Annotated in this window: 19 protein-coding genes and 2 tRNA genes; 14 read left to right on the top strand and 7 right to left on the bottom strand. The window is 56.3% G+C overall.

Features of this window, described 5'->3' with window-relative positions; genetic code table 11:
* Positions 1-92 precede the first annotated feature (92 nt).
* Positions 93-169: transfer RNA gene (locus tag AB6T85_RS21815), tRNA-Asp, on the top strand.
* A gap of 7 nt (positions 170-176) precedes the next feature.
* Positions 177-252 (top strand) — tRNA-Trp (locus tag AB6T85_RS21820).
* Between the two features lie 348 nt (positions 253-600).
* Here AB6T85_RS21820 and hdfR read toward each other — a convergent pair.
* Entirely contained in the window at positions 601-1,425 is an 825-nt protein-coding gene (gene hdfR / locus AB6T85_RS21825; protein WP_369896691.1) for an HTH-type transcriptional regulator HdfR, read from the bottom strand.
* Positions 1,426-1,546: 121 nt separating this feature from the next.
* On the opposite strand from hdfR, the gene AB6T85_RS21830 reads away from it, so the two are divergent.
* Positions 1,547-1,885, top strand: a complete 339-nt coding sequence (locus AB6T85_RS21830; RefSeq protein WP_125290748.1) for a MaoP family protein — start codon at positions 1,547-1,549, stop codon at positions 1,883-1,885.
* Positions 1,886-1,946: 61 nt separating this feature from the next.
* Here the strand turns inward: AB6T85_RS21830 and AB6T85_RS21835 are convergent, their stop codons facing one another.
* Positions 1,947-3,464, bottom strand: a complete 1,518-nt coding sequence (locus tag AB6T85_RS21835) for a YifB family Mg chelatase-like AAA ATPase (RefSeq protein ID WP_369896693.1) — start codon at positions 3,462-3,464, stop codon at positions 1,947-1,949.
* Positions 3,465-3,789: 325 nt separating this feature from the next.
* On the opposite strand from AB6T85_RS21835, the gene AB6T85_RS21840 reads away from it, so the two are divergent.
* The 6 genes from AB6T85_RS21840 to ilvA all read left to right on the top strand — a co-directional run bounded on the left by AB6T85_RS21840 (position 3,790) and on the right by ilvA (position 10,343).
* Entirely contained in the window at positions 3,790-3,888 is a 99-nt protein-coding gene (locus tag AB6T85_RS21840) for an IlvGEDA operon leader peptide (RefSeq protein ID WP_125290746.1), read from the top strand.
* 149 nt (positions 3,889-4,037) lie between these two features.
* Positions 4,038-5,684, top strand: a complete 1,647-nt coding sequence (gene ilvG / locus AB6T85_RS21845; RefSeq protein WP_369896695.1) for an acetolactate synthase 2 catalytic subunit — start codon at positions 4,038-4,040, stop codon at positions 5,682-5,684.
* Positions 5,681-5,938: an acetolactate synthase 2 small subunit gene (gene ilvM / locus AB6T85_RS21850; RefSeq protein WP_125290744.1), complete on the top strand. Its 258-nt coding sequence runs from the start codon at positions 5,681-5,683 to the stop codon at positions 5,936-5,938. Before ilvG ends, ilvM begins: the two co-directional genes overlap by 4 nt.
* A gap of 19 nt (positions 5,939-5,957) precedes the next feature.
* Positions 5,958-6,890: a branched-chain amino acid transaminase gene (locus tag AB6T85_RS21855; RefSeq protein ID WP_253457167.1), complete on the top strand. Its 933-nt coding sequence runs from the start codon at positions 5,958-5,960 to the stop codon at positions 6,888-6,890.
* A 54-nt stretch (positions 6,891-6,944) separates the two neighbouring features.
* Positions 6,945-8,795 (top strand): dihydroxy-acid dehydratase, encoded by a 1,851-nt coding sequence (ilvD, locus tag AB6T85_RS21860; RefSeq protein ID WP_253457170.1) that lies wholly within the window; start codon positions 6,945-6,947, stop codon positions 8,793-8,795.
* A 3-nt stretch (positions 8,796-8,798) separates the two neighbouring features.
* Entirely contained in the window at positions 8,799-10,343 is a 1,545-nt protein-coding gene (gene ilvA / locus AB6T85_RS21865; protein ID WP_253457172.1) for a threonine ammonia-lyase, biosynthetic, read from the top strand.
* On the opposite strand, the gene ilvY is transcribed toward ilvA, so the two are convergent.
* A complete protein-coding gene (gene ilvY / locus AB6T85_RS21870; protein ID WP_369896698.1) occupies positions 10,340-11,221 on the bottom strand; it encodes an HTH-type transcriptional activator IlvY in 882 nt (293 codons plus the stop codon). The genes ilvA and ilvY overlap by 4 nt on opposite strands.
* A gap of 155 nt (positions 11,222-11,376) precedes the next feature.
* Between ilvY and ilvC the strand changes: the two genes are divergently transcribed.
* Positions 11,377-12,855, top strand: coding sequence for a ketol-acid reductoisomerase (gene ilvC / locus AB6T85_RS21875; RefSeq protein WP_253457175.1), 1,479 nt, complete (start codon positions 11,377-11,379; stop codon positions 12,853-12,855).
* Positions 12,856-12,946: 91 nt separating this feature from the next.
* Here the strand turns inward: ilvC and AB6T85_RS21880 are convergent, their stop codons facing one another.
* Together AB6T85_RS21880 and ppiC are read right to left on the bottom strand one after the other, a co-directional pair.
* Positions 12,947-14,107, bottom strand: coding sequence for a M20 aminoacylase family protein (locus AB6T85_RS21880; protein WP_369896700.1), 1,161 nt, complete (start codon positions 14,105-14,107; stop codon positions 12,947-12,949).
* Positions 14,108-14,319: 212 nt separating this feature from the next.
* Positions 14,320-14,601, bottom strand: a complete 282-nt coding sequence (gene ppiC, locus AB6T85_RS21885; RefSeq protein ID WP_125290737.1) for a peptidylprolyl isomerase PpiC — start codon at positions 14,599-14,601, stop codon at positions 14,320-14,322.
* Positions 14,602-14,688: 87 nt separating this feature from the next.
* Between ppiC and rep the strand changes: the two genes are divergently transcribed.
* Positions 14,689-16,713 (top strand): DNA helicase Rep, encoded by a 2,025-nt coding sequence (gene rep / locus AB6T85_RS21890; protein ID WP_253457181.1) that lies wholly within the window; start codon positions 14,689-14,691, stop codon positions 16,711-16,713.
* Between the two features lie 46 nt (positions 16,714-16,759).
* Here rep and gppA read toward each other — a convergent pair whose 3' ends face one another.
* Positions 16,760-18,244 carry a guanosine-5'-triphosphate,3'-diphosphate diphosphatase gene (gene gppA, locus AB6T85_RS21895; protein ID WP_253457183.1) on the bottom strand — a complete coding sequence of 495 codons (1,485 nt, stop codon included), beginning with the start codon at positions 18,242-18,244 and terminating at the stop codon, positions 16,760-16,762.
* A gap of 4 nt (positions 18,245-18,248) precedes the next feature.
* Positions 18,249-19,538 (bottom strand): ATP-dependent RNA helicase RhlB, encoded by a 1,290-nt coding sequence (gene rhlB / locus AB6T85_RS21900; RefSeq protein WP_253457186.1) that lies wholly within the window; start codon positions 19,536-19,538, stop codon positions 18,249-18,251.
* A gap of 117 nt (positions 19,539-19,655) precedes the next feature.
* On the opposite strand from rhlB, the gene trxA reads away from it, so the two are divergent.
* From trxA to wecA, 3 genes are all read left to right on the top strand, one after another.
* The gene (gene trxA / locus AB6T85_RS21905; RefSeq protein ID WP_125290733.1) at positions 19,656-19,988 is read left to right on the top strand and encodes a thioredoxin TrxA; all 333 of its coding nucleotides are present in this window, start codon (positions 19,656-19,658) and stop codon (positions 19,986-19,988) included.
* Between the two features lie 410 nt (positions 19,989-20,398).
* Positions 20,399-21,658 carry a transcription termination factor Rho gene (rho, locus tag AB6T85_RS21910; RefSeq protein WP_125290732.1) on the top strand — a complete coding sequence of 420 codons (1,260 nt, stop codon included), beginning with the start codon at positions 20,399-20,401 and terminating at the stop codon, positions 21,656-21,658.
* Positions 21,659-21,970: 312 nt separating this feature from the next.
* Positions 21,971-23,050 (top strand): UDP-N-acetylglucosamine--undecaprenyl-phosphate N-acetylglucosaminephosphotransferase, encoded by a 1,080-nt coding sequence (gene wecA, locus AB6T85_RS21915; RefSeq protein WP_253457189.1) that lies wholly within the window; start codon positions 21,971-21,973, stop codon positions 23,048-23,050.
* The last annotated feature ends 25 nt before the right edge of the window (positions 23,051-23,075 follow it).

Raw genomic sequence — 23,075 nt, forward strand, 5'->3', positions numbered from 1 at the left:
AGACCATTTATGGTCATGACTTTTCCCGTGACGCGGAAAAGGCGAAATACCTGATATCAGAGGCAACATTCTGAGTTCAGTACAGAATCGGTGGAGCGGTAGTTCAGTTGGTTAGAATACCTGCCTGTCACGCAGGGGGTCGCGGGTTCGAGCCCCGTCCGTTCCGCCACCCTTTTAGGGGCGTAGTTCAATTGGTAGAGCACCGGTCTCCAAAACCGGGTGTTGGGAGTTCGAGTCTCTCCGCCCCTGCCATTTAAAAATAATCCTTTGCTCCGGCAAAGGATTTTTTTTGTCTGAAAAACGGCTATTCTGTTCTGCTTGTTCTGCTTGTTCTGCTTGTTCTGCTTGTTCTGCTTGTTCTGCTTGTTCTGCTTGTTCTGCTTGTTCTGCTTGTTCTGCTTGTTCTGCTTGTCCTGCTTGTCCTGCTTGTCTGTACTGTTTCTCACCGGATTCTAACCTTTATCCCTGCATATCAAACGACCTTACCTCTTGATATTAAAGTCAGGAAATGGCCAGCAGCTGACCATTCTGTCCTGAAGGCCCTGAAATAAGGGCATATGACCGGAAACTTAAATCAGGGCGTATGACCGGAAACTTAAACTAAGGCGTATTAACCGGAAACTTGAGCAACTGTCTGATGTGTGACTGCTGATCGCTGTTTTGCAGCCAGACGGCGTAAAGCGGGCGTACGGCGACGGGCGTATCCGGGATAACGGATAAATCGGGATACTCGCTGTGCCAGATATCCGGTAAGAAAGCACAGGCACCGGTGGTATGCAGTAGCTGACGCGTCAGATGGGCTGACGTTGTTGTCAGCACGGGGACATCGTCCGCGCCCGCCAGATAGCTTTCATGCTGATGAAAATCAGCGCCCCATTCCAGCTTGATGTAATCATACTTTTCACGCTTCTCCGATTGCCGCGATCGATAAAGCGTTAGCGAAATATGACCGATCTGCTGGCTGGTCAGTTCGTCCATTTTAGGCGCTTCCGTAGTGATTAGCAGATCCAACTGGCGCTCATGCAGCTGTTTAACCAGCAAATGACGCTGAGCCACTCTTGCCTCCAGGTGCAAATCTTCCCGATTTTCATACAGCTTTTGTAGCCAGGGCGTCAGATAAGCTTCCCAAAGAGAAGCGCTGGCACCGATAGAAAGTTCATGATGCTGCTGGGTATGCGCGACCTCTTTTTTGGCCATCATCCAGGTGCTCATCAGGCTTTCGGCATAAGGAAGCAGCCTTTCGCCCGCTGACGTCAGACGGATATTGTTACGGTGACGCGTAAAAAGGTTAACGCCCAGCTGATTTTCCAGCTGCCTGATGCGAAAACTTACGGCAGATTGCGTGAGATAGAGCGCTTCAGCGGCACGTCCAAAGTGGCGGGTTCTGCTCACTTCAAGAAAGGTCTTTAATAATTCCGTATCCACATCCGTCTCCTGAAAATCATTTGTCGTCATGATTTAAATGTTTTGTTTTACACTCTGTCAAGCGTATCTAATACTCCGCGCCATAAATAGCACGGCCATAAAAGAGTTAGGAGCGTGTAAAATGGCGGAAAGCTTCGCAACAACGAATCGTTTTTTCGATAACAAACATTACCCACGCGGTTTCTCGCGCCACGGTGATTTCACTATCAAAGAAGCTCAACTTCTTGAGCGTTATGGTTACGCTTTTAACGAGCTGGATTTGGCAAAGCGTGAACCCGCAACGGAAGAAGAGCGTCTGTTTATTGAGGTATGCCGTGGTGTACGCGAACCTCAGTCCGAAGCAGAACGGGTATGGTCAAAGTATATGACGCGTATCAAACGTCCAAAGCGTTTTCATACGCTTTCCGGCGGCAAGCCGCAGATGGAAGGCGTGGAAGACTATTCGGACAGCGATGATTAATGATAAAGGGGCTTCGGCCCCTTTATTGTCAGCGATAAACGCTTTTTTGCAAGATAAAAACCTATTCCAGACTGTTAAGCAGATGAACCAGCAATCTGTCCATTGCCCGATAGCTTAATGCTTCAAGTAAATGCTCCCGTTTAATACTCTCTTTTTCCGCTAAATCAGCAATGGTTCGGGCTACTTTCAAAATGCGCTGCCAGGCGCGAACGGAAAGTCCCAGCTGATTAAGCACCTCTTCCAGCCAGCTCGCATCCTCTTTGCTTATTTCACAAAATCGCCGTATATCGCCTGGCGTTAACTTCCCGTTAATCGCTCTGGCCCGCGTTAGCTGAACGTTTCTGGCGGCCAGAACCCGCTGACGCACCGTTGCGCTGGATTCGCTGACGGAAGCCTGGCTTAATGTGCCGGGCGGCAGGAGGGGGACTTCCAGCGAGAGGTCGAAACGATCGAGGAACGGACCGGAAAGACGGCTGAGATAGCGCAGCGTCTGTTGAGGGGTGCTGCGGTTGTGCTTTACGCCATGCTGACCGGTAGGGCTGGGATTCATGGCAGCCACCAGCTGAAATCGCGCCGGATAGATGACCTTTGCTTTAGCGCGCGACAGGGAAATACTTCCCGACTCGACAGGCTCTCGCAGGGCATCCAGCGTCCTGCGTTCAAACTCCGGCAGCTCATCAAGAAACAGTACGCCGTTATGCGCCAGGGAGATCTCACCGGGTTTAGGCAAGGTGCCGCCGCCAACCAGCGCATAGCGCGAAGAGGTATGATGCGGCGCCCGGAAAGGTCGCTGACGCCATGGGTGGTCAGCCAGCGACGAACCCGCCACGCTGGCGATAGCGGCGCTCTCCAGCGCTTCCCGATCGCTCAGCGGCGGCAGCAAACCTGCAAGACGGGTCGCCAGCATCGTCTTGCCCGTGCCGGGCGGGCCAATCAGCAGCAGGTTATGACCACCGGCAGCGGCGATCTCCAGCGCTCTTTTAGCCTGCTGCTGGCCGATGACCTCGCTTAAATCCTCGGCGGGCATAATGATGTCGGTGGGAGCATAGCTGGCCTGCTGGAGATCCGCCTGCCCATTTAAATAAGCGCATACGTCAAGCAGGCTATTCGCAAGACGGCTATGCGCATGTTTTACAAGGCTGGCCTCATGGCCGTTGTCCGTGGAGAGGATCAGCGTCCGCTTCGCCTCTGCCGCCGCCATGGCAGCAGGAATAGCAGCCTGTACGCCTCGCAGAGCACCCGTCAATGCTAATTCTCCCAGTAACTCATGCTGCCCCAGTTTTTCTCCGCAAATTTGCTCTGAGGCCGCCAAAATCGCTATGGCGATAGGGAGATCGTATCGGCCGCCTTCTTTGGGCAGATCGGCTGGCGCAAGATTCACGGTAATGCGTCGCGCGGGAAAGGTGAAGCCGCAGTTTATCAGCGCGCTCCGGACACGTTCACGCGCTTCCTTAACCGTGGTTTCCGGCAGGCCGACCAGCGTCAAAGCAGGCAGGCCATTACTTAAATGCACTTCAACGGTTACCAGAGGCGCTTCCACGCCGATAGCCGCACGCGTATAGGTAACAGATAGCGACATAAAAACTCCTTATGGTCGTATTCTGTCCTGCTTCCTGACGGGTGACGAGAGCCGATATTCCGCTTATCGAAGCGGCTCGCAAAAAATATCGCTTCCCGGAGCCTTTATAAAAATTCGACGCGACCCATAAAAACAGGGCAAAGCCATTGCGTCTGGTACGTAATGAATAATTTTCAGGATTTAGCTTATTCCTTGATTAACGGTTGGTTTTTTATTAATCGCGGCGGCCATCATAAAATAAAGTGATGAAAAAAGTTGAATGCATCGCGCTAACTGTGATAACTCTGTAGGCATTACTTCGAACAAGTGAATTTATCGAATCTAAATGAAAGCCCTTCTACGAGTCCTAAGCCTTGTCATTATCAACGTCGTCGTGATTATTATCACGCCGTGCGGGGCTACGCTCGGAGGAAGAAAGGCTTAAAAATCAAGCCTGAATTCAGAAGAACCCCCGCACCGAAAGGTCCGGGGGTTTTTTTTTGGCAGGGCTGACAGGCTATCAACGACAGAGGAACAGAAGATGAACAGTAGAATAAAATGCTGTTGTTCCCAGCGAGAGGCGGGGAAATAACTATGAATGGTGCTCAGTGGGTGGTTCAGGCGTTGCGTGGGCAGGGAGTCGAGACTGTTTTCGGCTATCCGGGTGGTGCGATTATGCCCGTCTATGATGCGCTCTATGATGGCGGCGTCGAACATCTACTGTGCCGACATGAGCAGGGTGCTGCCATGGCCGCCATCGGTTATGCCCGTTCTACCGGAAAAGTCGGCGTTTGCATCGCCACGTCCGGCCCCGGCGCGACCAACCTTATCACCGGGCTGGCTGATGCAATGATGGATTCCGTGCCGGTGGTGGCGATTACCGGCCAGGTTGCCGGCAGCCTGATCGGCACCGACGCTTTTCAGGAAATTGACGTGCTCGGCCTGTCGTTGGCCTGTACCAAACACAGCTTCCTGGTCGGCTCGCTGGAAGAGCTGCCGGAAATCATGGCCGAAGCTTTCGCCATCGCCCGCTCCGGTCGTCCCGGCCCAGTGCTGATCGACATCCCTAAAGATATCCAGTTAGCCAGCGGCGAGCTGACAGCCCATCTGGCGGCGGTTGAAGACGAAGCGGCGCATCCTCATCAGGCGTTGGCGCAGGCGCGCGCCATGCTGGCTCAGGCTAAGAAACCGGTTTTGTACGTGGGCGGCGGTGTTGGCATGGCCGGTGCCGTAGAGGCCCTGCGTGCGTTCGCTCGCGAAACGGGCATTCCTACCGTCGCCACGCTGAAAGGCCTGGGCGCGCCGGATCCTCAGGATGCCTGTTATCTGGGAATGTTGGGTATGCACGGCACCAAGGCCGCCAACTTTGCCGTCCAGCAATGTGACCTGCTGATTGCCGTCGGCGCCCGTTTTGACGATCGCGTAACCGGCAAGCTGGATACGTTTGCTCCTCATGCCAGCGTTATCCATATGGATATCGATCCCGCCGAGCTGAACAAATTGCGCCAGGCGCATGTGGGATTGCGAGGCGACCTCAATAAGCTGCTGCCGGACTTATATCATCCGACGGAAATCAGCGCATGGCGCGAGCACGTGCAGGCGCTGAAGGCCGATCACGGCTGGCGTTACGATCATCCGGGCCAGGCTATCTATGCGCCGCTGTTTCTGAAACAGCTCTCCGATCGTAAACCGGCAAGCGCGGTTGTTACCACCGATGTCGGCCAGCACCAGATGTGGACAGCGCAGCATATGAGCTTTAACCAGCCGGAAGATTTTATTACTTCCAGCGGTCTCGGCACGATGGGCTTCGGACTGCCGGCCGCCGTGGGCGCGCAGGTCGCCCGACCGGAAGATACCGTGATCTGCGTGTCGGGCGACGGCTCTTTTATGATGAATGTACAGGAGCTGGGCACCATTAAGCGCAAGCAGCTGCCGGTAAAAATCGTTTTGCTGGATAACCAGCGTCTGGGCATGGTGCGCCAGTGGCAGCAGCTGTTTTTCTCGGAGCGCTACAGCGAAACCAATCTCTCCGACAACCCCGATTTCCTGATGCTGGCCCGCGCTTTCGACATTCCCGGCCAGCGCATTACCCGTAAAGACCAGGTGGCTGCCGCGGTAGACGCTTTGCTGAACAGCGAAGGGCCTTACATGCTGCATGTCGCCATTGATGAACTTGAAAACGTCTGGCCGCTGGTGCCGCCGGGTGCCAGCAACGAAAATATGATGGAGAAAACCTCATGATGCAGCATCAGTTATCCATAGAGGCGCGCCTGCGCCCTGAAATCCTGGAACGCATCCTGCGCGTTGTTCGCCATCGCGGCTTTCAGGTTTGCGCAATGAATATGTCTTCCGGCGAAAATAGCGACAGCATAAATATTGCCATGACCGTTGCCAGCCAGCGCCCGGTCGATTTACTGTCAACACAGTTAAGCAAGTTGATGGATGTTGCCACCGTTCACATCCAACACCAGACAACACAACAAATCCGCGCCTGAGCGCGAAAAGGAAAGAAGAATGACGAAGAAAGCTGACTTTATCTGGTTCAATGGCGAGATGGTGAAGTGGGAAGAGGCGAAAGTTAGCGTCATGTCCCACGCGCTGCACTACGGCACCTCCGTATTTGAAGGCGTCCGCTGCTATGACTCGCACAAAGGCCCGGTAGTCTTCCGCCATCGTGAACATATGCAGCGTCTGCACGACTCTGCAAAGATCTATCGCTTTCCGGTCAGCCAGAGCGTTGATGAGCTCATGGAAGCCTGCCGCGAAGTGCTGCGCGTCAACAAGCTGACCAGCGCTTATATTCGCCCGCTGGTTTTCGTCGGCGACGTGGGCCTGGGCGTGAACCCGCCGGACGGCTACAGCACCGATGTGATCATTGCCGCCTTCCCGTGGGGCGCTTACCTGGGCCCGGAAGCGCTGGAGCAGGGTATTGATGCGATGGTTTCCTCCTGGAACCGCGTGGCGCCAAACACGCTGCCAACCGCAGCGAAAGCGGGCGGCAACTACCTTTCCTCTCTGCTGGTGGGCAGTGAAGCGCGCCGTCACGGCTATCAGGAAGGCATCGCGCTGGATACCCAGGGCTATATCTCTGAAGGCGCCGGCGAGAACCTGTTTGAAGTGAAAGACGGCATCCTGTTTACGCCGCCGTTTACCTCCTCCGCGCTGCCGGGCATTACGCGCGACGCCATCATCAAACTGGCGAAAGAGATGGGCATTGAGGTACGCGAGCAGGTGCTTTCCCGCGAATCGCTCTATCTGGCCGACGAAATCTTTATGTCCGGTACGGCGGCGGAAATCACCCCGGTACGCAGCGTGGACGGCATTCAGGTTGGCGAAGGCAAACGCGGCCCGATCACGACCCGCATCCAGTCCGCTTTCTTTGGGCTGTTTACCGGCGAAACCGAAGACAAGTGGGGCTGGCTGGATCCGGTCAACCCACAACAATGACATTTTACGGGCGTCGTTTGACGCCCGTGTATCATCTGATTCTGGAGTATGAGCATGCCTAAGTACCGTTCCGCCACCACCACTCATGGCCGTAATATGGCCGGTGCCCGCGCGCTGTGGCGCGCCACGGGTATGACCGACGACGATTTTGGCAAGCCTATCATTGCCGTGGTCAACTCCTTTACGCAGTTCGTACCGGGACACGTACATTTACGCGACCTGGGCAAACTGGTTGCCGAACAGATTGAAGCTTCCGGCGGCGTCGCCAAAGAGTTCAACACTATCGCTGTCGATGATGGCATCGCGATGGGGCACGGCGGTATGCTTTACTCTCTGCCTTCGCGCGAGCTGATCGCCGACTCGGTCGAATACATGGTCAACGCCCACTGCGCGGACGCCATGGTCTGTATCTCTAACTGCGACAAAATCACGCCGGGAATGCTGATGGCTTCCCTGCGGCTGAATATTCCGGTGATCTTTGTTTCCGGCGGCCCGATGGAAGCCGGGAAAACCAAACTTTCCGATAAGATCATCAAGCTGGATCTGGTCGATGCGATGATCCAGGGCGCCAACCCGAACGTCAGCGACGAAGACAGCGATAAAATCGAACGGTCAGCCTGTCCGACCTGCGGTTCCTGCTCCGGCATGTTTACCGCTAACTCAATGAACTGTCTGACGGAGGCGCTGGGCCTGTCGCAGCCGGGCAACGGCTCGCTGCTGGCAACCCATGCCGATCGTAAGGCGCTGTTCCTGAAGGCAGGCGAACGCATCGTTGGCCTGGCGAAACGCTACTACGAGCAGGATGACGAAAGCGTGCTGCCGCGTAATATCGCCAGCAAGGCCGCCTTTGAAAACGCGATGACGCTGGATATCGCGATGGGCGGCTCGACCAATACCGTTCTGCACCTGCTGGCCGCCGCGCAGGAAGGCGAAATCGATTTTAATATCTCCGATATCGATCGGCTTTCCCGCAAGGTGCCGCATCTCTGTAAGGTTGCGCCAAGCACCCCGAAATACCATATGGAAGACGTACACCGCGCTGGTGGCGTCATCGGCATTCTGGGCGAGCTGGATCGGGCGGGCCTGATGGATAACAGCGTGCGCAACGTGCTGGGCCTGAGCCTGCAGGAAACGCTGCAACAGTACGACATCATGCTGACCAAAGACGAGGCGGTGAAAAAAATGTTCCGCGCCGGCCCGGCCGGGATCCGCACCACCCAGGCGTTCTCACAGGATACGCGCTGGGAAACGCTGGACGATGACCGTCAGGAAGGCTGCATCCGCTCCCGTGAACATGCCTTCAGCCAGGACGGCGGCCTTGCCGTGCTGTATGGCAATCTGGCAGAAGATGGCTGTATCGTGAAAACCGCTGGCGTAGAAAAAGAGAGCCACACCTTCCGCGGCCCGGCCAAAGTCTACGAAAGTCAGGACGATGCGGTAGCGGCCATCCTCGGCGGCAAAGTCGTGGCGGGCGACGTGGTGGTGATCCGCTACGAAGGGCCGAAAGGCGGGCCGGGAATGCAGGAAATGCTTTATCCGACCACCTACCTGAAATCGATGGGGCTGGGCAAAAGCTGCGCGCTGATCACCGATGGCCGTTTCTCCGGCGGCACCTCAGGGCTTTCTATCGGTCACGCTTCGCCGGAAGCAGCCAGCGGCGGCACCATCGCGCTGGTGAAAGACGGCGACATGATTGATATCGATATTCCGAATCGCGGCATCAAACTGGATGTGCCGGACAACGAACTGCACGCGCGTCGTGAAGAGGAAGAGGCGCGCGGCGACGCGGCCTATACGCCTCATAACCGCGAACGTCAGGTTTCCTTTGCTCTGCGCGCCTACGCTTTACTGGCGACCAGTGCGGACAAAGGCGCAGTACGCGACAAAAGCAAGCTGGGAGGCTAAAACATGGCTGAGTCTCAACCGTTATCCGCCGAGCCTTGCGGCGCGGAGTATCTGCGAGCGGTACTCCGTGCGCCGGTTTACGAAGTTGCGCAGGTCACGCCCCTACAAAAGATGGAGAAAATCTCCTCTCGTCTTGGTAATACGGTACTGGTTAAACGCGAAGATCGTCAGCCGGTGCACAGCTTCAAAGTGCGCGGCGCCTACGCGATGATCGCTTCGCTTAACGAGGAGCAAAAGGCCAGCGGCGTGGTGACCGCTTCGGCGGGCAATCATGCCCAGGGCGTAGCGCTGTCGGCGACCCGGTTGGGGATTAAATCTCTGATCGTCATGCCGGTAGCGACGGCTGATATCAAAGTAGAGGCCGTGCGGGCGTTTGGCGGTGAGGCTTACCTGTTTGGCGCGAATTTTGACGAAGCGAAAGCGAAGGCGCTGGAGCTGGCGGCACAAAAGGGCTACACCTTTGTGCCGCCGTTCGACCATCCGATGGTGATTGCCGGACAGGGCACGCTGGCGATGGAGCTGCTGCAACAGGATGCGCATCTCGACCGTATTTTTGTGCCCGTTGGCGGCGGCGGCCTGGCGGCTGGGGTGGCGGTGCTGATCAAACAGCTGATGCCGCAGATCAAGGTCATTGCGGTGGAAGCGGAAGACTCCGCCTGTCTGAAAGCGGCGCTGGAAGCGGGCGAGCCGGTCGATCTGCCGCGCGTCGGGCTGTTTGCCGAAGGCGTGGCGGTGAAGCGGATCGGCAGCGAAACCTTTCGGCTGTGCCAGGAATATCTTGACGACATTATCACCGTGGACAGCGATGCTATCTGCGCGGCGATGAAGGATCTGTTTGAAGACGTGCGTGCCGTCGCGGAGCCTTCCGGCGCGCTGGCGCTGGCGGGCATGAAAAAATATATCCAGCAGCATCAGATCAAAGGCGAGCGGCTGGCGCATGTTCTTTCCGGCGCCAACGTCAATTTTCACGGCCTGCGCTACGTTTCCGAACGCTGCGAGCTGGGGGAACAGCGTGAGGCGCTGCTGGCGGTTACGATCCCCGAGCAAAAGGGCAGTTTTTTGAAGTTCTGCCAGCTGCTGGGCGGACGCGCCGTTACCGAGTTTAACTACCGCTTCGCGGACCCGGACAACGCCTGCATTTTTGTCGGCGTGCGGCTGACGCGCGGTCTGGAAGAGCGACATGAAATCCTGCAGCTGCTGAACGAAGGCGGTTATAAGGTGGTGGATCTCTCCGACGATGAAATGGCGAAGCTGCACGTGCGCTATATGGTCGGTGGTCGCCCGTCAAAGCCGCTTAAAGAACGGCTTTACAGCTTTGAGTTCCCGGAAGCGCCCGGCGCGCTGCTGCGCTTTTTGCAGACCCTGGGCACCCACTGGAATATTTCGCTGTTTCACTATCGCAGCCACGGTACGGACTATGGACGCGTGCTGGCGGGATTCGAGCTGGGCGAGAACGAACCGCAGTTTGAAGAACATCTGGCGGCTCTGGGCTATGATTGTCATGACGAAACCCATAACCCGGCCTTCAGCTTCTTCCTGGCGGGCTAAAGCAGGCTCCAGAACGCATCAATCAGCGGCTCGTTGAGCCGCTTTTTCTGTACGCAGACGCCCAGCTCCAGCGGCGCGACAATATCAATATTTTCCAGTTCCAGAATACGGTTACGGATCGGCTCCGGGCTGTTCTCCAGCACCACGTCCGGGATCAGCGCCACGCCGCAGCCCAGCGCCACCATCGAGACGATAGCCTCATGCCCCGCCACGGTGGCGTAAATCAACGGACTGGCGATGCGGCGGCGACGGAACCAGAGATCGATACGCTGTCGGGTTGGCCCCTGGTCGGGCAGGATAAACGGGATCTGCGGCCAGTCCGGTTCCGGCTGGCTGGCCTGGCTACGAACCGGACAAGGCAGCGCGGGCGCGATCAGCACCAGCGGGATCGGGCCTAAGGTCGTAAAGCCAATGCTGGCGGGCAGCGTTTCCGGCCGTCCGGCGATGGCGATATCGGCTTCGGCGCTCTGCACCTTATCCACTGCGTCGGCAGGATCGCCGGTGGTCAGTTTGATCTCCACCAGCGGGTGTTCAGCGCGAAAGCGATCGAGGATCGGCGGCAGATGGCTATAGGCCGCCGTTACCGAGCAAAACAGACGCAGCTCGCCGCTCAGCGACGGGCCGTGCTGGCCAATGGCGTGACGCAGCTGCTGATATTGCAACAGCGTTTGCTGGGCAAACTGGCGCAGCTGTTCTCCGGCGTCGGTCAGCGTAACGGTGCGGTTGTCGCGCAGAAACAGCGTCTGGCCCAGGTCTTCCTCCAGCCGCTGGATCTGGCGGGAAAGCGTAGAAGGGCTGACGTGCATCGCCCGCGCGCTGCGGCCAAAATGGCGGCTTTCGGCCAGATGCAGGAAGAGTTTCAGATCGCGTAAATCCATGCGCTTGCGGCCTCATTTTAGCGTTGCAGTATTTGCAATATGACGTTGTTAATATATCAATTTAAGCAATACATTTCCTGTCATATGATGGGGATTAAGAGGGTGATACGGCATCACCGATAAAATAAAAGACGAACACAACCTCAGGAGTTCCCATGGCTAACTATTTCAACACGTTGAACCTGCGCAATCAGCTGGCGCAATTAGGTAAATGCCGCTTTATGGCGCGCGATGAATTTGCGGACGAAGCAAGCTACCTGAAAGGCAAAAAGGTCGTGATTGTTGGCTGTGGTGCTCAGGGTCTGAACCAGGGCCTGAATATGCGTGATTCCGGGCTGGATATCGCCTATGCGCTGCGCGCGGAAGCCATCGCGGAGAAACGCGCTTCCTGGCGTAAAGCGACGGAAAACGGTTTTAAAGTCGGCACCTATGAAGAGCTGATCCCACAGGCGGATCTGGTGGTAAACCTGACGCCGGACAAACAGCATACCTCGGTAGTGCGTGCCGTACAGCCGCTGATGAAAGACGGCGCGGCGCTGGGCTACTCGCACGGTTTTAATATCGTAGAAGTTGGCGAGCAGATCCGTAAAGACATTACCGTCGTGATGGTTGCGCCAAAATGTCCGGGTACGGAAGTGCGTGAAGAGTATAAGCGTGGCTTCGGCGTGCCTACGCTCATCGCCGTTCACCCGGAAAACGATCCAAAAGGCGAAGGCATGGCGATTGCCAAAGCCTGGGCAGCCGCAACCGGCGGCCATCGCGCGGGCGTGCTGGAATCGTCCTTCGTGGCGGAAGTGAAGTCCGACCTGATGGGCGAGCAGACCATCCTGTGCGGCATGTTACAGGCTGGTTCGCTGCTGTGCTTCGACAAGCTGGTGGCGGAAGGCACCGATCCGGCCTACGCGGAAAAATTAATCCAGTTCGGCTGGGAAACCGTGACCGAAGCGCTGAAGCAGGGCGGCATCACGCTGATGATGGATCGCCTCTCTAACCCGGCTAAGCTGCGCGCTTTCGAGCTGTCTGAACAGCTGAAAACCATCATGGCGCCGCTGTTCCAGAAGCATATGGACGACATCATCTCCGGCGAATTCTCTTCCGGCATGATGGCCGACTGGGCCAACGACGACAAAAAACTGCTGGGCTGGCGTGAAGAGACCGGTAAAACCGCTTTTGAAACCGCGCCGCAGTTTGAAGGTAAAATCGCCGAGCAGGATTATTTTGACGAAGGCGTGGTGATGATTGCGATGGTGAAAGCGGGCGTTGAGCTGGCGTTTGAAACCATGGTCGCTTCCGGCATTATCGAAGAGTCTGCCTACTACGAATCGCTGCACGAGCTGCCGCTGATCGCCAACACTATCGCTCGTAAGCGTCTGTACGAGATGAACGTGGTGATCTCCGACACTGCCGAATACGGTAACTATCTGTTCTCTTACGCGGCTGTTCCGCTGCTGAAAGAGTTTATGAGCACGTTACAAACGGGCGATCTGGGCAAGGCGACGGCAACCACGACTACGGTGGATAACGCGCAGCTGCGTGACGTTAACGAAGCTATCCGCAACCATCCTATCGAATCCGTTGGCCGCAAGCTGCGTGGCTATATGACCGATATGAAACGTATCGCGGTAGCGGGCTAACCGCGCTGCTGATAACCAAAGGCGTGGTAATTTGCCGCGCCTTTGGCATTTTTACCGCCTTATCTTATCCTCCCACTGGTGGCTGCTGCCGTTATTGCAGATAGCGCTGCGTCAGCAAACACCAGAATGCGGCGGCAGTCACGATAATGTCGTCATTAAAATCGTAGCCGGGGTTATGCACCATCGGGCCATCGCCAGCGCCCACCATCAGGTAAGCGCCGTGGGGATGGGCCTCCAGCAGAAAAGCAAAATCTTCGCTGCCCATTAGCGGCGGCATATCGGTACAAATCAGCGACTCGTCGACCAGCTCACGCGCCACGCCGATAGCAAAATCGGTTTCCTGTTCGCTGTTAATCAATACCGGGCTGCCGCTGACGTGCACCACCTCCGCGCTGGCGTTAAAACTTTCCGCCTGCAAACGGGCAATATCCTGAATACGTTGCAGCAATAGCTGGCGCACCTGAGGATCGAGCGCTCTGACGCTCAGCTTCAGCACCGCCTTTTCATTGATGATATTGAACGCTTCGCCGGACTGGATACTGCCGATAGTGACCACTGCCTGGGCGAAAGGCGACACGTTCCGGGAAACTATTGTCTGGAGGGCTATAGCGATATGGCAGGCGACCAGAGTGGCATCCACGCCTTTTTCCGGCATAGCGGCATGGGCGCCTGCGCCAGAAACGATAATATTCAGCCTGTCGGAAGAAGCCATCACGGCATGTTTTTTAAAGTAGAAGGATCCGCAGGGCAGACCAGGCATATTATGCAGGCCAAACAGCGCATCGCAGGGGGATTTTTCCAGCAGGCCGTCGCGAAGCATCGCTTTTCCCCCGGCGGACAACTCCTCCGCAGGCTGAAAAATCAGCCGGAGCGTACCGTTAAAGTTTCGGTGACGGGCCAGATATTCCGCCGCGCAGAGCAGAATAGCGGTATGGCCGTCATGGCCGCAGCCGTGAAACTTTCCGGCGGTTTTGCTGCACCAGCTTTTGCCGCTGATTTCCTGCATCGGCAGAGCATCCATATCGGCGCGCAGCCCCAGCGTTTTTGTGCCGCTGCCTGCTTTTAACGTGGCGACCACGCCGGTTTTTGCCATTCCCTGATGCACGCTGTAGCCAAACTCCCGCAGCTTTGCCGCCACCCGCTCGCTGGTGCGCAGCTCTTCGAAACCCGTTTCCGGGTGCTGGTGCAAATCGCGACGGAACTGCGTCCAGAAAGCTTCCCTTGTCTTTAAAGCCTGCAATAACGAATGCATATCTCTCTCCATGAGTTAATTATCCGGCTTATCCTGCCATGACTGGCGCAACGGAGTCTGTGAGTCCGGCCTGGTTTATCGTGAGCTGGCCGCTATTAGTGCCGCGAGAGTAAGCAAGCGCGGGAAAGAAGGGGAACGCGGAAAGAAGAGGAAGCAAAAACAGCTTCCGCAAGCACGACGGCCAGCGGAAGCTGTTGCACAGGCAGGGCCGCTTAGTTGCGGTACAGCACCTTGATGATGTGATAGCCGAACTGCGTGTGCAGCGGGCCGTAAGGCGTGATAAGCGGGCAGGAGAACACCACTTTATCGAAAGCCGGCACCATCGCGCCCTGTTTGAACTCGCCTAAGTGGCCGCCTTTTTTGCCAGACGGGCAGATAGAGTGCTTTTTCGCCAGTTTTTCAAAATCTGCGCCCTGTTCCAGCTGTGCCAGAAGGTCCTGAGCCAGTTTCTCTTCCTTTACAAGGATATGGAGTGCTGCTGCGGTTTTTGCCATGATCGTACCTTGAGTCGTATGGATGCTGCTGGCTATACTACCACGCTGTGATTTCTTTCCCTCTGTCATTTCATCGAGTAAACCCCTATGCGTCTTAATCCTGGTCAGCAACACGCCGTCGAATTCGTCACCGGGCCCTGTCTGGTGCTGGCCGGCGCCGGCTCGGGCAAAACGCGCGTGATCACCAACAAAATTGCCCATCTGATCCGCGAATGCGGCTATCAGGCTCGCCATATTGCGGCGGTGACTTTTACCAATAAAGCCTCGCGCGAGATGAAAGAACGCGTGGCGCAAACGCTGGGCCGCAAAGAGGCGCGTGGCCTGATGATTTCCACTTTCCATACGCTGGGTCTGGAAATTATCAAACGCGAATACGCCGCATTGGGCATGAAGTCCAACTTCTCGCTGTTTGACGATCAGGATCAGCTGGCGCTGCTGAAAGAGCTGACCGAAGAGTGGCTGGAAAACGATAAAAATCTGCTGCAACAGCTGATCTCTACGATCTCGAACTGGAAAAACGATCTGCTGGATCCTGCGCGCGCGGCGGCGGCGGCGCAATCCGAGCGCGACAAAATTTTCGCTCACTGTTACAGCCTTTACGATCGGCATCTGAAAGCCTGCAACGTGCTGGATTTTGATGACCTGATCCTGCTGCCGACGCTGTTGTTCCAGCGCAATCTGGAAGTGCGCGAGCGCTGGCAGCAGCGTATCCGCTACCTGCTAGTGGATGAGTATCAGGATACCAACACCAGCCAGTACGAGCTGGTGAAACTGTTGGTCGGTGCGCGCGCGCGTTTCACGGTGGTAGGCGACGACGATCAGTCAATCTACTCCTGGCGAGGCGCAAGACCGCAGAACCTGGTGCTGCTGAAAGAGGATTTTCCGGCGTTACAGGTTATCAAGCTGGAGCAGAACTACCGTTCTTCCGAACGTATCCTGAAAGCGGCCAATATTTTGATCGCCAATAACCCGCACGTGTTTGAAAAACGCCTGTTCTCAGAGCTGGGCTATGGCGCGGAGCTGAAAGTGGTGACGGCCAATCACGAGGATCACGAGGCCGAGCGCGTGACGGGCGAGCTGATAGCGCACCATTTTATCAACAGGACGCAGTACAAAGATTACGCCATTCTCTATCGCGGCAATCATCAGTCGCGCGTTTTTGAAAAAATGCTGATGCAGAACCGCATTCCTTATCGCATCTCCGGCGGCACCTCGTTCTTTTCGCGGCCGGAAATCAAAGATCTGCTCGCCTATCTGCGCGTGTTGACCAATCCTGACGACGACAGCGCCTTTATGCGCATCGTTAATACGCCACGGCGTGAAATTGGCCCCACCACGCTGCGCAAGCTGGGCGAATGGGCGATGCAGCGTAATAAAAGCCTGTTCACCGCCAGTTTTGATATGGGGCTGGGCCAGACGCTGGCCGGGCGCGGGCTGGAATCGCTACAGCGCTTCACTTTCTGGCTGCAGGAAGTCGCGCAGCTGGCGGAGCGGGAGCCGGTGGCCGCCGTGCGGGATTTGATCCGCGGCATTGATTATGAAAGCTGGCTGTTTGAAACCTCCGCCAGTCCAAAAGCCGCCGAAATGCGCATGAAAAACGTCAATACGCTGTTCCAGTGGATGACCGAAATGCTGGAAGGCAGCGATATCGACGAGCCGATGACGCTGACGCAGGTGGTGACCCGCTTTACGTTACGCGACATGATGGAGCGCGGCGAAAGCGAAGAAGAGGCGGACCAGGTACAGCTGATGACGCTGCACGCTTCCAAAGGGCTGGAGTTTCCCTATGTTTATCTGGTCGGCATGGAGGAAGGGCTGTTGCCCCATCAGAGCAGCATTGATGAAAACAATGTGGAAGAGGAGCGTCGGCTGGCCTACGTCGGCATCACGCGTGCGCAAAAAGAGCTGACCTTTACGCTGTGTCGCGAGCGCCGTCAGTATGGCGAAGTGATCCGTCCGGAGCCAAGCCGCTTTCTGCTGGAGCTGCCGCAGGACGATCTCAACTGGGAAACGGAACGCAAGGTGGTCAGCCCGGAACAGCGGATGCAGACCGGGCAAAGCCGCGTAGCGGGACTGCGGGCGATGCTGGATAAGGCAAAAAACACCGGATAGGCTTTTGGCGGGTGAAGCAAGGGGACGCAAGCTGTCCCCTTATTCTTTAGCTGACGGTCAGCGGCCAGTGCACATAGCTCTGCCAGCGGCTTTCCTGCTCCAGCAGTTCTGCCCGCAGCGGATGCGCTTCCAGCCAGCCGTTCGGCAACGTCAGCTGTAGCGCGTCGTCATCGGCATGGAGCCGCACGGCAGGCAGCGTATCGTCACGGCGACGGCTGGCGAAAATAATCGCCAGCCGCAGCAGCCGGCACATTCTTTCCGCCATGCGCGGCGGTACGGCGTTTTGCTGGCTGAGCAGCGCCAGGTCGATTCCGTTGACCTGGTTTTGCAGCAGCGTGGCCAGCAGCTTTTTCTGCGCCGGAGTAAAGCCCGGCAGATCGAGATGGCGAACCAGATAGGCAGCGTGCTGCGGCGCCTGTTTAAAATCGACGCTGAGGCCGATTTCATGGATCAGGCAGGCGCTGTTGAGCAGCTCCCGACAGCGTTCATCCAGCTTCCAGCTGTGGCTGACCTGACGGCCAAAGCTCTCCGCCAGGGCGCGCACGCGTTCCGCCTGTTCGGCATCAATCACGAAACGACGCTGAATGTTATGCAGGGTACGGCTACGGATATCCCGATCGACCGGCAGCCCGAGCATTCCGTATACCAGCCCTTCGCGCAGCGCGCCACCGGCCAGCGTCATGCTGCTGATGTTCAGCTCGGTGAAGATGGCGATCAGAATAGAGAGGCCGCTGGGGAAAACCAGCGCGCGCTCCAGCGTCAGTCCTTCGATTTCCAGCTCTTCCAGCTTGCCGCACTGAATGGCGCGCTGTTTCAGCTGCTGGAGCTTGGCAAGCGTAATGCGTTCGTCCATGCCCTGCGCCATCATGATTTCCTGTAGCGCCTGCACGGTGCCGGAGGCGCCGACGCAAATTTCCCAGCCCTGCTCGCGCAGTTTTGAGGCAACCGGTCGGATCATGTCGCTTGCTGCCTGTTCCGCCGCGGCAAAATTATCTTTACCGAGGTGGCGGTCGCCGAAATAACGCTCCAGCCAGGTGACGCAGCCCATCGACAGGCTGAACAGAGCGCCGGGCTGTGCACCGCTGCCGGTAACCAGCTCGGTGCTGCCGCCGCCAATATCGACCACCAGCCGCTTATCGGAGCCGCCGGTGGTGTGCGCCACGCCCTGATAGATCAGACAGGCTTCTTCCTCGCCGCTGATCACATTGATGGCGCAGCCCAGAATGTTCTGCGCCCTGGAAAGAAAAGCCTCTGCGTTGGCGGCCAGCCGCAGCGTCGCCGTAGCGACCACGCGGATTTGGTCCGTGGGAATATCCTGTAGCTGTTCCGAAAACAGCGCCAGGCACTGCCAGCCGCGCGCCATTGCCTCGTCAGAGAGGCGGCTGTCGCTGTCCAGACCGGCCGCCAGGCGGACTTTGCGTTTGATACGCGCAACGGTCTGGATACTGCCCGCCACCTCGCGCACCACCAGCATATGAAAGCTGTTAGATCCTAAATCTATTGCAGCATAAAGCGATGAGGCGCTGGGCATGGCATTAACCTGAACGTTTGCGGTTATTATTGCGCGGCGGGCCGCTGCGGCGCGGGCCGCTACTGCGACGCGGGCCGGTACCGGAACGGCTGCGTGTCAGGCGCTTCGGCGGCGGCAGATCGGTCATCAGCGCATCGCTGTTGTAGCGGCTTACGGTGATGCTGTGGCCGATATATTCTTCAATCGCCGGCAAGTTCAGCGCATATTCTTCACAGGCCAGGCTGATTGAGTGCCCGTTGGCACCCGCGCGGCCGGTACGGCCGATGCGATGCACGTAGTCTTCGCGATCGTCAGGCAAATCGTAGTTAAAGACGTGCGTCACCGCAGGAATATGCAGGCCGCGCGCCGCCACGTCAGTGGCCACCAGGATATCCACGTCGCCTTTGGTAAAGTCGTCCAGGATACGCAGGCGTTTTTTCTGCGCCACGTCGCCGGTCAGCAGGCCAACGCGATGGCCGTCCGCGGCCAGGTGACCCCAGATATCTTCACAACGGTGTTTGGTGTTGGCAAAGATAATGGCGCGATCCGGCCACTCTTCTTCCAGCAGGGTTTGCAGAAGACGCATTTTTTCTTCATTAGAAGGATAAAAAAGTTCTTCCTTAATGCGATGCCCGGTTTTCTGCTCCGGCTCGACTTCCACATATTCGGCATTGTTCATGTTTTCGAACGCCAGCTCGCGCACGCGGAAGGAAAGGGTAGCGGAGAAGAGCATATTCAGACGCTGGTTCGCCGCAGGCATCCGACGGAACAGCCAGCGGATATCTTTGATAAAGCCCAGATCGAACATCCGGTCGGCTTCATCCAGCACCACGACCTGGATCGCGCCCAGATTCACGTGGTTCTGTTTAGCGTAATCGATCAGCCTGCCGGTGGTGCCGATCAGAATATCGACGCCGCTCTCCAGCACTTTCAGCTGCTTATCGTAGCCGTCGCCGCCGTAGGCCAGCCCCAGCTTCAGGCCGGTCACCTGCGCCAGCGGTTCCGCATCGGCGTGGATTTGCACGGCCAGTTCGCGGGTTGGCGCCAGGATCAGCGCGCGCGGCTGATTGACCTGACGGCCTTCCGGCGCGGGGTGAGAAAGAAGATGATGGAACGTTGACGTTAAAAACGCCATCGTTTTCCCGGTACCGGTTTGCGCCTGTCCCGCTACATCACGCCCGTTAAGGGTGAAAGGCAATGCCAGCGCCTGAATAGGCGTGCAGTTATGAAAGCCTTTATTTTCAAGGGCTTCAATGACCTGAGGGTGCAGGGCGAAGTCGGAAAACTTCTGTTCGGTTAAGTGTGTTTTGCTCATAGTGTGGTAGAATATCAGCTTACTATTGCTTTACGAAAGCGTATCCGGTGAAATAAAGTCAACCTAAGTTGGCAGATTTTACGCCAGGCAGCCAGGCATAATCTTTTGGAGTAAGACATGAGCAGCGATAAAATTGTCCACCTGACCGATGACAGCTTTGAAACCGACGTCCTGAAAGCAGAAGGCTTGACGCTGGTCGACTTCTGGGCAGAATGGTGCGGTCCGTGCAAAATGATCGCCCCGATCCTTGACGAAGTCGCCGAAGAATACGACGGCAAACTGACTATCGCCAAACTGAATATCGACGAAAACCCAGGCACCGCGCCAAAATACGGGATCCGCGGTATTCCTACTTTGCTGCTGTTTAAAGACGGCGAAGTCGCGGCAACGAAAGTGGGCGCACTTTCTAAAGGACAGCTGAAAGAGTTCCTGAACGCGAACCTGGGCTAACCAGCTCTGCTGCTGCGGTGGGCCATATGCGCTCACCGCAGGCGCGAGTCTGCTTCCCGCTTCGGTTTTCTTTTTGCCTCGTTCATATTTTTAGCTCATCGCTAGACGTTTGCCATAGAGCGTGCTAACTTACTTTTACTGCATTACGCACTTACCTGTAGTTTGAATCTAATATTTACTCCTTGTTGAACACTGTTTTCCTCTGAATGTAACAAATGTTCAGCAATCTGACGGTTAGTATCCAGAATTTCCGGCACCTTGTCCTTACCGTCTCCCCGTATCGGATCCGCGTATTCCTGCACGCGATGATCGGGAGTCTGACAAGACAGCCATTAACAGGCATGGATTTTTCGCCATACCATTGACGACAAACATTTCGAGATTTACCCCGAGTTTAAGAACCCACCATTATGAATCTTACCGAATTAAAAAATACGCCGGTTTCTGACCTGATAACACTCGGCGAAAATATGGGGCTGGAAAACCTGGCGCGCATGCGCAAACAGGACATTATCTTCGCCATCCTTAAACAACACGCGAAAAGCGGCGAAGATATCTTCGGCGACGGCGTACTGGAGATATTGCAGGATGGATTTGGTTTCCTCCGCTCTGGAGACAGCTCCTACCTCGCCGGCCCTGACGACATCTACGTATCCCCCAGCCAAATTCGCCGCTTTAACCTCCGCACTGGTGACACCATCTCCGGCAAGATCCGTCCGCCGAAAGAAGGCGAGCGCTATTTTGCCCTGCTGAAGGTTAATGAAGTTAACTTTGACAAGCCGGAAAATGCCCGTAACAAAATCCTGTTTGAAAACTTAACGCCGCTGCACGCTAATTCGCGTCTGCGCATGGAGCGCGGCAACGGGTCTACCGAAGACTTAACCGCACGCGTACTGGATTTGGCTTCGCCAATTGGTCGTGGCCAGCGTGGTCTGATCGTGGCGCCGCCAAAAGCGGGTAAAACCATGCTGCTGCAGAACATCGCGCAGAGCATCGCCTATAACCATCCTGACTGCGTGCTGATGGTGCTGCTGATTGACGAACGTCCGGAAGAAGTAACCGAGATGCAGCGTCTGGTGAAGGGCGAAGTGATCGCCTCTACCTTCGATGAGCCAGCTTCCCGCCACGTGCAGGTCGCTGAAATGGTTATCGAGAAGGCCAAGCGTCTGGTCGAGCATAAAAAGGACGTTATCATCCTGCTCGACTCCATCACGCGTCTGGCTCGCGCCTACAACACCGTGGTGCCGGCTTCCGGTAAAGTGCTGACCGGTGGTGTGGATGCCAACGCCCTGCACCGTCCAAAACGCTTCTTCGGCGCCGCGCGTAACGTGGAAGAGGGCGGCAGCCTGACCATCATCGCTACCGCGCTGGTCGATACCGGTTCGAAGATGGATGAAGTCATCTACGAAGAATTTAAGGGTACGGGCAACATGGAACTGCATCTGGCGCGTAAAATCGCCGAGAAGCGCGTGTTCCCTGCTATCGATTACAACCGTTCCGGTACGCGTAAAGAAGAGCTGCTTACCAGCTCTGAAGAGCTGCAGAAGATGTGGATCCTGCGCAAAATCATCCATCCAATGGGTGAGATCGATGCGATGGAATTCCTCATCAACAAGCTGGCGATGACCAAAACCAACGACGAATTCTTTGACATGATGAAGCGTTCGTAAGTCGGCTGGTCTGCTGGAAAAAAAGAGGGTTGAGCGATCAACCCTCTCTTTTTTTGGCCTGTTTTTGTGCGAATTCACCGCAGAAGCCGGAAAAAGAAGAAAACTCGGGGAACGCCGCGCTCAGACGTGGCGTTTTTCGTTTATGGGCTATACGATGTTGCCACTGGAGAATTAAATTAAAGGTGCGGCGGGCAGGAAATCGGGCGGTGAGGCTGGATTTTTCCCGTGGCACAATGGACATCAGAATCAGACAGCGGTTTGTGGCACAGAAATTGCTATAACACTGGGATTCTTAGCAGAGAGCTGGTTAATGTGAATTTACTCAATATGAGTACTGAGCTTGCTTTAATATTTTTGTTTTCGCTGGTGTTTCTCTTTTTCGCCCGTAAAGCAGCCAAGAAAGTGGGTCTTGTGGACAAGCCCAACTATCGCAAACGTCACCAGGGCGTTATTCCTCTGGTTGGCGGCATCTCTGTTTTCGCCGGCATCTGTTTTAGCTTCGCGGTGACCGATTACTACATTCCCCATAGTCTGCTTTACCTGAGCTGCGCTGGCGTGCTGGTGCTGGTCGGAGCGCTTGATGACCGCTTTGATATCAGCGTAAAGATACGCGCCTGCGTTCAGGCAGGCATCGCCGTGGTGATGATGACCATGGCCAAACTCTATCTGCTCAGCCTGGGCTTTATTTTTGGCCCCTGGGAGCTGATCGTCGGGCCTTTCGGCTACGTGCTGACGCTGTTTGCGGTCTGGGCGGCCATCAACGCTTTTAATATGGTGGACGGTATCGACGGTCTGCTGGGCGGCCTGTCCTGCGTCACCTTCCTGGCGATGGGCATTATTCTGTTCGTGGACGGACAGCAAAGCCTGGCGATGTGGTGTTTTGCGATGATCGCCGCCATTATCCCCTATATCCTGCTTAATCTTGGCGTTTTCGGCCGTCGCTACAAGGTTTTTATGGGCGATGCGGGCAGCACGCTGATTGGCTTTACCATTATCTGGATCCTGCTGGAGGCGACCCAGGGACAAAGCCATCCCGTCACGCCCGTCACGGCGCTGTGGCTGATCGCCATTCCGCTGATGGATATGATCGCCATTATGTATCGCCGCCTCAGCAAGGGCATGAGCCCGTTTTCCGCCGATCGCCAGCACATTCACCATTTGATTATGCGCGCCGGGTTTACCTCGCGGCAGGCCTGCTTTCTGATCACGCTGGCGGCCGCGCTGCTGGCCGGCGTCGGCGTGCTGGGCGAATCGCTGAGCTTTGTGCCGGAGTGGCTGATGCTGGTGCTGTTTTTACTGGCGTTTATGCTCTACGGCTACTGTATTAAACGCGCCTGGCGCGTGGCGCGAATGCTGAAAAGAGTCAAAAGAAGGCTGCGCAAAGCCCGCTAGACCGTTTCGGACCTCTTTACCCTGG

Origin of the sequence: Erwinia aeris (assembly GCF_041224955.1) — a bacterium.
Lineage (GTDB): Bacteria > Pseudomonadota > Gammaproteobacteria > Enterobacterales > Enterobacteriaceae > Erwinia > Erwinia aeris.

Excerpts from the sequence above, each read along its gene's own strand:
- rhlB (WP_253457186.1), bottom strand. The coding sequence starts at position 19,538 with ATGAGCAAAACACACTTAACCGAACAGAAGTTTTCCGACTTCGCCCTG.
- AB6T85_RS21835 (WP_369896693.1), bottom strand. The coding sequence starts at position 3,464 with ATGTCGCTATCTGTTACCTATACGCGTGCGGCTATCGGCGTGGAAGCG.
- ilvC (WP_253457175.1), top strand. The coding sequence starts at position 11,377 with ATGGCTAACTATTTCAACACGTTGAACCTGCGCAATCAGCTGGCGCAA.
- ilvA (WP_253457172.1), top strand. The coding sequence starts at position 8,799 with ATGGCTGAGTCTCAACCGTTATCCGCCGAGCCTTGCGGCGCGGAGTAT.
- rho (WP_125290732.1), top strand. The coding sequence starts at position 20,399 with ATGAATCTTACCGAATTAAAAAATACGCCGGTTTCTGACCTGATAACA.
- AB6T85_RS21880 (WP_369896700.1), bottom strand. The coding sequence starts at position 14,107 with ATGCATTCGTTATTGCAGGCTTTAAAGACAAGGGAAGCTTTCTGGACG.
- rep (WP_253457181.1), top strand. The coding sequence starts at position 14,689 with ATGCGTCTTAATCCTGGTCAGCAACACGCCGTCGAATTCGTCACCGGG.
- ilvD (WP_253457170.1), top strand. The coding sequence starts at position 6,945 with ATGCCTAAGTACCGTTCCGCCACCACCACTCATGGCCGTAATATGGCC.
- AB6T85_RS21830 (WP_125290748.1), top strand. The coding sequence starts at position 1,547 with ATGGCGGAAAGCTTCGCAACAACGAATCGTTTTTTCGATAACAAACAT.
- ilvG (WP_369896695.1), top strand. The coding sequence starts at position 4,038 with ATGAATGGTGCTCAGTGGGTGGTTCAGGCGTTGCGTGGGCAGGGAGTC.
- trxA (WP_125290733.1), top strand. The coding sequence starts at position 19,656 with ATGAGCAGCGATAAAATTGTCCACCTGACCGATGACAGCTTTGAAACC.
- AB6T85_RS21840 (WP_125290746.1), top strand. The coding sequence starts at position 3,790 with ATGAAAGCCCTTCTACGAGTCCTAAGCCTTGTCATTATCAACGTCGTC.
- ppiC (WP_125290737.1), bottom strand. The coding sequence starts at position 14,601 with ATGGCAAAAACCGCAGCAGCACTCCATATCCTTGTAAAGGAAGAGAAA.
- AB6T85_RS21855 (WP_253457167.1), top strand. The coding sequence starts at position 5,958 with ATGACGAAGAAAGCTGACTTTATCTGGTTCAATGGCGAGATGGTGAAG.
- ilvY (WP_369896698.1), bottom strand. The coding sequence starts at position 11,221 with ATGGATTTACGCGATCTGAAACTCTTCCTGCATCTGGCCGAAAGCCGC.
- gppA (WP_253457183.1), bottom strand. The coding sequence starts at position 18,244 with ATGCCCAGCGCCTCATCGCTTTATGCTGCAATAGATTTAGGATCTAAC.
- ilvM (WP_125290744.1), top strand. The coding sequence starts at position 5,681 with ATGATGCAGCATCAGTTATCCATAGAGGCGCGCCTGCGCCCTGAAATC.